5 protein-coding genes and 1 pseudogene are annotated in these 8,476 nt (G+C 64.1%); 2 read left to right on the top strand and 4 right to left on the bottom strand.

Annotated features, from left to right (window positions below):
• From RMO57_RS16005 to RMO57_RS15990, 4 genes and pseudogenes are all read right to left on the bottom strand, one after another.
• Nucleotides 1-207: pseudogene (locus RMO57_RS16005) on the bottom strand (serine/threonine protein kinase); the annotation flags it as partial.
• On the bottom strand, nt 194-2,038 hold the full coding sequence (locus RMO57_RS16000; protein ID WP_310388282.1) for a serine/threonine protein kinase: 1,845 nt from the start codon (nt 2,036-2,038) through the stop codon (nt 194-196). The pseudogene RMO57_RS16005 and the gene RMO57_RS16000, both read right to left, overlap by 14 nt.
• Nucleotides 2,039-2,156: 118 nt before the next feature.
• Nucleotides 2,157-6,149, bottom strand: coding sequence for an ATP-dependent RNA helicase HrpA (gene hrpA / locus RMO57_RS15995; RefSeq protein WP_414896444.1), 3,993 nt, complete (start codon nt 6,147-6,149; stop codon nt 2,157-2,159).
• Nucleotides 6,064-6,450 carry a VOC family protein gene (locus RMO57_RS15990; protein WP_310388280.1) on the bottom strand — a complete coding sequence of 129 codons (387 nt, stop codon included), beginning with the start codon at nt 6,448-6,450 and terminating at the stop codon, nt 6,064-6,066. The genes hrpA and RMO57_RS15990 overlap by 86 nt, the downstream gene beginning before the upstream one ends.
• Nucleotides 6,451-6,557: 107 nt before the next feature.
• On the opposite strand from RMO57_RS15990, the gene argA reads away from it, so the two are divergent.
• Both argA and RMO57_RS15980 read left to right on the top strand, forming a co-directional pair.
• Nucleotides 6,558-7,898, top strand: coding sequence for an amino-acid N-acetyltransferase (argA, locus tag RMO57_RS15985; RefSeq protein ID WP_310388279.1), 1,341 nt, complete (start codon nt 6,558-6,560; stop codon nt 7,896-7,898).
• 66 nt (nt 7,899-7,964) lie between these two features.
• Complete coding sequence (locus RMO57_RS15980; protein WP_310388284.1) at nt 7,965-8,237, top strand: oxidative damage protection protein; 273 nt, start codon at nt 7,965-7,967, stop codon at nt 8,235-8,237.
• Nucleotides 8,238-8,476: the final 239 nt, after the last annotated feature.

Raw genomic sequence — 8,476 nt, 5'->3', positions numbered from 1 at the left:
ATGGGGATGGGTCAGCCGGCTGACCGCGCGCGCCTCGTGCAGCCATTCGTCGACGCTGAGCAGGTCGGCGCCGGGCCGCAAGACCTTCAGCGCGACGTCGCGGTCAAGCCTGGGGTCATGCGCCAGCCAGACGGTTGCCTGGGCGCCTTCGCCGAGGATTCTGCGCAGTTGAAAGCGACCTGCGTCGGGTAACTTAGTGCCCACCATCGGTCGCCGCCTTGACCGCCAAACGCGCGCGCAGACCCGAGGGCTTGGGCGCATCGCCGTCAAACGGCATCAAGCCTGAGCGCCCATGATCCACCGGCGCCGCCGCCTCCGGATTGAGCGCTTGTTGAATGTCTTTCAAGCCCAGACCCAAGGTGCGGGCATAGCGTTTGGTGGCCAATTCAACACCGGCCACACGCTTGGCCTCGGGCTGCATCAATGCGTCGACCAATTCGTTGGCCAGGCTGCAGGTCAGGCGCAGCACCTCGTTGTCGCTCTCCTTGCCATGCGCACTGGCGCGCAGCGCGGCGGTGGGCGGCTGGCGCCGCATCATGTGCAGCAACTCGTCACCCAGGCTCCAATGCTTGGCCACCGCGGTGCCCAGCGACTCCAGATCACAGCCCAGCACGGCGAAGGCGGCCGCCTGCTCGCTCATGCCGGCCGGATGCGGCTGTTCGGCGGTCGGCTCGGGTGGCTGCATCAGTTGCCGAATCTGCTGCGCATCATCGGGGAAGTGGTACTGCAACAGCAAACGGCCGAGGTTTTGCATCACCGTGATCAGGTAGACCACCTCGGCGTCATAACCGGCCGGCCGCAGCGCCTGGGCGATTTGCCCGGCCCGGTGGACTCGCTTCATCAAGCTTTGCAGCAACGCCGCTTGCATCTCGTTCAAGGGACCCGGCCAGGGCTTGAGCGAGCGGGCCGCCTGGCTCACGCCCTCCAGGCCCAGCATGGCGATGGCACGCTGCATATTCAAAACCGTGCCGTCGACCGCCGCGCCGCTTTGCTTCAGGGCGTTATTGACCCGGCGCAGCAACTCCAGCGCCAGCGCCATGTCCTGCATTACCAACGTGGCCAGCGCACTGCTGTGCTGCCTGTCCATGGCCGAGGACTGGCCCACTCTATGCAGAGCGGCCGAGGTACTGGGCAGATGGCCAATGCGCTGCAGCTTGTCGATCAGCAGCGCAATCGGCCCTGTTTCGTCATGGCCGGCCGAGGTGCGCCAGCCGTCCAAGGCGCGCAAAAAGCTGCGGGCAATGTGATAGCGCTGGCGCTCTTGGCGGTCGGTTGCGCGGTTGCAGATGGCGCGCAGCGGCTCAGCAATCGGATGCGGCGTCTCCCAGCCCATGCGCACCAGCTCATGGCCGGACGGCTGCATCTGTTGCACCACCAGATGCAGGTCGGCTTGCTCCAGCACCGGGCGCCCGCTTAAGGTGCGATGCAGCAGCAGGCCAACGCACAAAATGTCTTCGGCCGCCGCATCGCGCACTGCGCGGCGGGTCACCGAGTTGTAGTCCGTCGTGGCAGGAAAGATTTCCTGCGCCGCCTCCAAGCCCAGCACCCGCACCTGATTGGTTGGGCCAATGATCAGCGTCGAGCCTTGCACATCGCGGTGCGCATGGCCGGCCTCATGGGCAAAGGCCAGGCCCTCCAGGTACTGGCACATCCATTCGGCCGCCTCCACCGGCAAGGGCTTGGGTTGGCGCGCCAGGCGCTCGTCAAGGGTCTCTCCCAAAGCGCGGTCATAGGCCATATAGGGCCATTTTTCAACCTGTCCGACCTCGACCACATGGGCCAAATTCGGATGCACAACGCGGGCGCCGGCGGTCGCGGTCTTGAGCCAATGCTCGGTCGCGGCGCCGCTATTGGGCGCCACTCGCGGCATGCACAGCATCAATTCCTGATCGAGCTTGGCATCAAACACCAGCCACAACATGCTGCGCGTGCTTTTGCCCAACAACTGGCGCAACTCGAAACGGCCAAAGCGGCGCATCGGCGCGGCGGGCTTTGTCGCAGCGGGCGCTGCGGATGAGTTGGGCTTGGAGTCGGTCACAGAGCAATTCGGCGATGGTTGCGAGTTTAGGCAGCGCATACCGCCGCAACCCCATTTAACCCAATCCAGCTCATTCTTGATAGGCCGAGCAAGGCAATATTCGCAGCCCAAATCCCGATCACTGCGCCCATTGTGACCACACCTTCTCCAGCCGTTTGACGCTGACCGGCTGCGGCGTGCGCAACTCCTGCGCAAACAGGCTGACCCGCAACTCCTCCATTTGCCAGCGGAAATCCGTCAAGCGCGCATCAGCTGAGCCCTTCATCTCGACCACGCGCCGCAGATAGCGCTGCTCCAGCGGCCTCAGCTCGCTGAGCAGCTTGGCGTCGCGGGCCGGGTCGGCGCGCAGCTTGTCCAGCCGCCCGCTGATCGCCTTCAGGTAACGCGGCAAGTGCTGCAGCTGCGCCCAGGGCGTGGCGGCGACGAACTGCTTCGGTAGCAGGCGCTGCAGCTGGGCGGTGATGTCGTCGGCGGCCTCCTTGGGCGCGCGTGCGTCCTTGAGCTTGCGCGTGGCGGCGGCAAATTCCAGCAGCACCACGCCGGTCTGGCGCGCCACTTCCTGGGCGATCAGGTTCAAACGGCCGCGGCCCTCGTCGATGCGGGCCTTGAAGCTGAACTGATCGGTCGGCAGCGGCTCGGCCAGGAAGGCACGGTCCAACGCCACACCGATGATCTGCTCGCGCAACTCCTCGGCCGTGCCCAAGCTCAGGTACAGCACCGACATCTTCTGCAGATCGGGGATGTTTTTTTCCAGGAACTTCAGCGGCTCCTTCAGCTGCAAGGCCAGCAGACGGCGCAGGCCCAGGCGGTGGCGGGCCGCCGCCACATCGGGCTCGTCGAAGACCTCGATCTCCACATGCGTGCCACGGTCCAGCAGGGCCGGGAAGCCGATCAGCGTCTGCGCGCCGCGCGACACCTCCATCAACTCGGGCAGCTCACCGAAGGTCCAGGCGGTATAGGTCTTGCTGAGTTCCCGTGCTGGTTTGGGTGCGGCCTTGACTTCGGCATGAATGCCGCCCGGGGCCAACGGTGGCTCAACCACGGCCGGTGCCGACGCCGGCAGACGCAAGGCCGCCAGCGCCTGAAACGCCGACCTTGCCTGCCCGCCCAGCTCGGCCTTCAGCGCCGCCAGATTGCGACCAATGCCGAGCTGGCGGCCATGTTCATCAATGACGCGGAAGTTCATGAACAGATGCGGCAGCAGTTGCTCCAGCTTGAAGTCATTGCGCTGGATCGCCAGTTGCGTGCGCTCCCTGACGGCCTTCAGCAAGACCTCGATCAAGGCGCCCTGCCCGAAGGGATTGCTGGCGATGAACTCGGCCACAAAGTCGGGCAGCGGCACCAATCTTGAACGCGGCCGCTGGTGCAAGCTCTTCAGCAAGACCAAGACCTTGGCCGCCAGCATGCCGGGCACCAGCCATTCGCAGCGCTCCTCATTCACCTGGTTCAAGGCGTAAATCGGCACATCGACCGTCAAGCCGTCGCGCGCGTCGCCGGGTTCGTGCAAGTAACTCGCCAGGCAATCAACACCGCCCATGCGCAGCGTCTTCGGGAACGCATTGCTGGTGATGCCGGCCGCCTCGTGGCGCATCAACTCATCACGGCTGAGCTGCAACAGCTTCGGTTCGGCCTTGGAGGCGTGGCGATACCAGCGCTCCAGCGTCGCGCCCGAGCAGACCTCGGCCGGCAGATGCTGGTCGTAATAGGCGTAGATCAGCTCATCATCGACCAACACATCTTGGCGGCGCGATTTGTGCTCCAGCTCCTCGACATGGGCGATCTGGCGTTTGTTGTGAGCCAGAAACGGCAGCCTCGATTCCCATTCGCCATTGACCAGCGCCTCGCGAATAAAGATCGCCCGCGCGGCAGCCGCATCGACATTGCCGAAGTTGACGCGCCGGTTGCTATAGATGACGATGCCATACAGCGTCGCGCGCTCCAAGGCGATCACCTCGGCCGCCTTCTTCTCCCAATGCGGCTCGAGCAACTGGGTCTTGATCAGATGGCCGGCAATACCCGGCAGCCACTGCGGCTCGATCGCCGCGATGCCGCGGCCGAACAGCCGCGTGGTGTCAACCAGCTCGGCGGTGACGATCCAGCGACCCGGCTTTTTGCTCAGATGCGCGCCGGGGTGACGCCAGAACTTGATGCCGCGCGCGCCCAAGTACCACTCGTCCTCGTCGCTCTTGCAACCCAGATTGCCGAGCAGGCCGGCCAGCATGCTCAAGTGCACCTGCTCATAAGTCGCCGGCGCGGTGTTCATGCGCCAGCCATGTTCGGCAACGACGGTGTGCAGCTGCGAATAGACATCGCGCCACTCGCGCACGCGGCGCGGGCTGACGAAGTTCTCGCGCAGCAAGGCCTCGTAGCGGCGGTGGCTGAGCTTGTGTTCGCCCGCACCGCCCTTGCTTTCTTCAAGCCATTTCCACAGCTTCAAGTAACCCAAGAACTCCGACTTGTCGTCATCGAACTTCTTGTGCCGCTCGTCGGCCGCTTGTTGCTGCTCCATCGGCCGGTCACGCACATCCTGGCCCGACAAGGCGCTGGCGATGATCAGGATTTCGGCCAGCGCCTCGCGCGAGCGCGCCTCCAGAATCATCCGGCCGACGCGCGGGTCGAGCGGCAGCTTGCCCAGCTCCTTGCCCATCGGCGTCAACTCATTGGCATCGTCAACGGCGCCTAACTCGTTGAGCAGCTGGTAGCCGTCGGCAATTGCCTTGCGCGGCGGCGGCTCAATGAAGGGGAAGTCATCGACCTGGCCCAGGCCCAGCGTCTTCATGCGCAGAATCACCCCGGCCAGCGATGAGCGGAGGATCTCCGGATCGGTGAAACGCGGGCGGGCGAGGTAGTCTTTCTCGTCGTAAAGCCGTATGCAAATGCCGTTAGCGACGCGGCCGCAACGGCCGGCGCGCTGATTCGCCGAGGACTGGCTGACCGGCTCGATTTGCAGCTGCTCGACCTTGTTGCGGTAGCTGTAGCGCTTGACGCGGGAAGTGCCGGGGTCGATCACATAACGGATACCCGGCACGGTCAGCGAGGTCTCGGCCACATTGGTCGCCAAGACGATGCGGCGCTGGCCGTGCGGCTCGAAAACCTTGTCCTGCTCCTGCTGGGACAGGCGCGCAAACAGCGGCAAGACCTCGACGCCGGGCGGGTGATGCTTTCTCAGCGCCTCGGCGGCCTCGCGGATCTCGCGCTCACCCGGCAGGAACACCAAAACGTCGCCGCCGCCCTCGCGCCACAACTCGTCGACGGCGTCGCAGATCGCGTTGTTGAGGTCGTACTCGCGTGACTCCTCAAACGGCCGGTAGCGCTGCTCGACCGGGAACAAGCGCCCGGACACGGTGATCACCGGCGCCGGGCCCTTGGCGGATTCAATGTGCTTGGCAAAACGGTCGGCGTCGATGGTCGCCGAGGTGACGATCACCTTCAAGTCCGGGCGCTTGGGCAAGACCTCGCGCAGATAGCCGAGTAAAAAATCGATGTTCAGCGAGCGCTCATGGGCCTCGTCGATGATCAAGGTGTCGTAGGCGCGCAGCAGCGGGTCGGTCTGCGTTTCGGCCAGCAAAATGCCGTCCGTCATCAGCTTGACCGAGGCACCGGGCGAGAGCCGGTCCTGGAAGCGCACCTTGAAACCAACCACCTCGCCCAGCGGCGTTTTCAGCTCCTCGGCGATGCGCTTGGCGACGCTGCTGGCTGCTATGCGGCGCGGCTGGGTGTGACCGATCAGCTTGCCGGTGTTGGCGCGGCCGCGGCCAAGAGCTAGCGCAATCTTGGGCAGCTGGGTGGTCTTGCCGGAGCCGGTTTCACCGCAAACGATGATGACTTGGTGCTCGCGCAGCGCCTGGGCGATGTCGTCGCGCCTACCTGAGACCGGCAGCGATTCCGGAAAGGTGATGGGCGGCAGCGGATTGGCGGGCGGGCCGGGGCGGCGGGCGGGCGCCGGCTTGATGGCGGGCGCGGCTGGAGGGGTGGGGGGGCTGGAATCATTCACGAAGCGCGGATTATCCGCGCCCGCCGCAAATTCAAGTTTTTGCCACGTAGGTGATGATATTGATGGCCGCGCCCTGCGGGTCGCGGATGGTCGCCATGCGGCCCACCGTCGGCACATCCATGGCCGGCATCAGCACGCCGCCGCCGAGCGCGGTGCATTTGGTGATGGCCGCGTCCACATCGTCAACGGTGACGTAGCTGCTCCAGTTGGGCGGCATCGTCACGCTCGGGTCGGGGCAGCTCATCATGCCGGCCATCGGCGTGCCGTCGACCTTGATCACGTGATAGTCGCCCATGGGCATGGGCATGGTCTCAACCACCCAGCCGAACAGCGAGCCGTAGAACTCGGCCGCCTTGGCAGGCTCGGGTGTCATCAGCTCGGCCCAGCTGAACGCGCCATGTGTTTTGTAAGCATCCATTCGTCATCTCCTTGGTTGAAAAGTGCGGGCCAATAATCAAGCAAGTGCCTGCGCTTTTCAAGTCCCAGATTCCATGGGCGCCGGATGCCTGCGGCACAATTGCGGCCATGAGTCTTGTCTTTCCCCACACCTTCGTCCCCTGGTTTCGATCCGTCGCGCCCTATATTCACGCCTACCGGGGTGAAACCTTTGTGGTCGGCATGCCAGGTGAGCTGGTGGCGGCCGGCAAGCTGAACGCCTTTGTGCAGGACCTCTCCATCCTGCATGCGATGGGCATCAAGATCGTCTTGGTCCATGGTTTCAGGCCCCAGGTCAACGAGCAATTGGCCGCCAAGGGTCAGCGGCCGCAATACAGCCACGGCATGCGCGTGACCGACGCGCTGGCGCTGGACTGCGCGCAGGAAGCGGCCGGCCAGCTGCGCTTTGAGATCGAAGCGGCCTTCTCCCAAGGCCTGCCCAATACGCCGATGGCCAACGCGACGGTGCGGGTGGTGTCGGGCAACTTCTTGACCGCGCGCCCGGTTGGCATCGTCGACGGTGTCGACTTCCAGCACAGCGGGGTAGTCCGCAAGGTCGATGCCGCGGCGATTCAGCGCGCCATCGACAGCGGCGCGGTGGTGTTGCTGTCACCATTTGGTTTCTCGCCCACCGGCGAGGCCTTCAATCTGAATATGGAAGACGTGGCCACCAGCGCGGCAATCGCCCTGCAGGCCGACAAATTGCTGTTTGTTTGCGAAGTTGAAGGCGTGCGCGAGCAACCCGGCGACGCGAACAGCCCGGTCGACACCGAACTGACCTTGGCTGAAGCGGTGCGCATGCTGGCGGGACAGCCGGCGGCGACCGAGCCGACCGACGTGGCCTTCTACTTGCGTCATTGCGTGAAGGCCTGCCAAGCTGGCGTTGAGCGCTCCCATATCGTGCCGTTCGCCGTTGACGGCGCTCTTTTGCAGGAGGTCTACACCCACGACGGCATCGGCACCATGGTGGTGGACGAAAAGCTGGAGAGCCTGCGCGAAGCCGACTCCGACGACATCGGCGGCATCATTGCGCTGATCGAACCGCTGGAACGCGACGGCACCCTGGTCAAACGTGACCGCACCGAGATTGAACGCGATATCGACCTCTACACCGTCATCGAGCATGACGGTGTGATCTTCGGCTGTGCGGCGCTTTACCCTTATGTGGAGGCACGCACCGGCGAGATGGCCGCCTTGACCGTGTCACCGGCCGTGCAAGGCCAGGGTGACGGCGACCGCATCTTGAAGCGCGTCGAGCAGCAAGCCAAGTCACAGGGTCTGGCCAGCATCTTTGTGCTGACCACGCGCACCATGCATTGGTTCATCAAACGCGGCTTCCAGCCTGTGGACCCGGAATGGTTGCCCGAGGAGCGCAAGCGCAAATACAACTGGGATCGGCGCTCGCAAGTGCTGGTCAAAAAGCTCAACTGAATCAAGTTTCCGTGGGCAGACCAAGTGCCGCCTGCCCTGCTTTCCAATTCATTCAAAGAGGTAAATATGGCTCGCACCGTGCAATGTGTTTATATGAAAAAAGAAGGCGAAGGCATGGACTTCTCGCCCTACCCAGGTGAACTGGGCAAGCGCATTTATCAAAACGTCTGCAAAGAAGGTTGGGCGGCGTGGATGAAGCACCAGACCATGTTGGTGAACGAAAACCGCCTCAACCTCGCCGACCAACGCGCCCGCCAATACCTGGCCAGGCAGATGGAGCAGTTTTTCTTCGGCGAAGGCGCCGAAGCGGTGGCGGGCTATGTCCCGCCAACGGCCTGAGCGACGCTCGGGCAGAAAACTGCGGGGTGGGATCATTTGCGCACAGCGCAAGTGAGACCGCACCAACAGTTTTTGCGCTAGAGCGGTGGCGGGCTATGTCCCGCCAACGGCCTGAGCGAAGCTCGGGCAGAAAACTGCGGGGTGGGATCATTTGCGCACAGCGCAAGTGAGACCGCACCAACAGTTTTTGCGCTAGAGCGGTGGCGGGCTATGTCCCGCCAACGGCCTGAGCGAAGCTC

The sequence above is a fragment of the Roseateles sp. genome, assembly GCF_031397715.1.
In the GTDB taxonomy this organism is placed as follows: Bacteria; Pseudomonadota; Gammaproteobacteria; order Burkholderiales; family Burkholderiaceae_C; genus Paucibacter_A.
The sequence above is the reverse complement of the archived record's forward strand: the minus strand, read 5'-3'. Positions and strand labels throughout refer to the sequence as shown.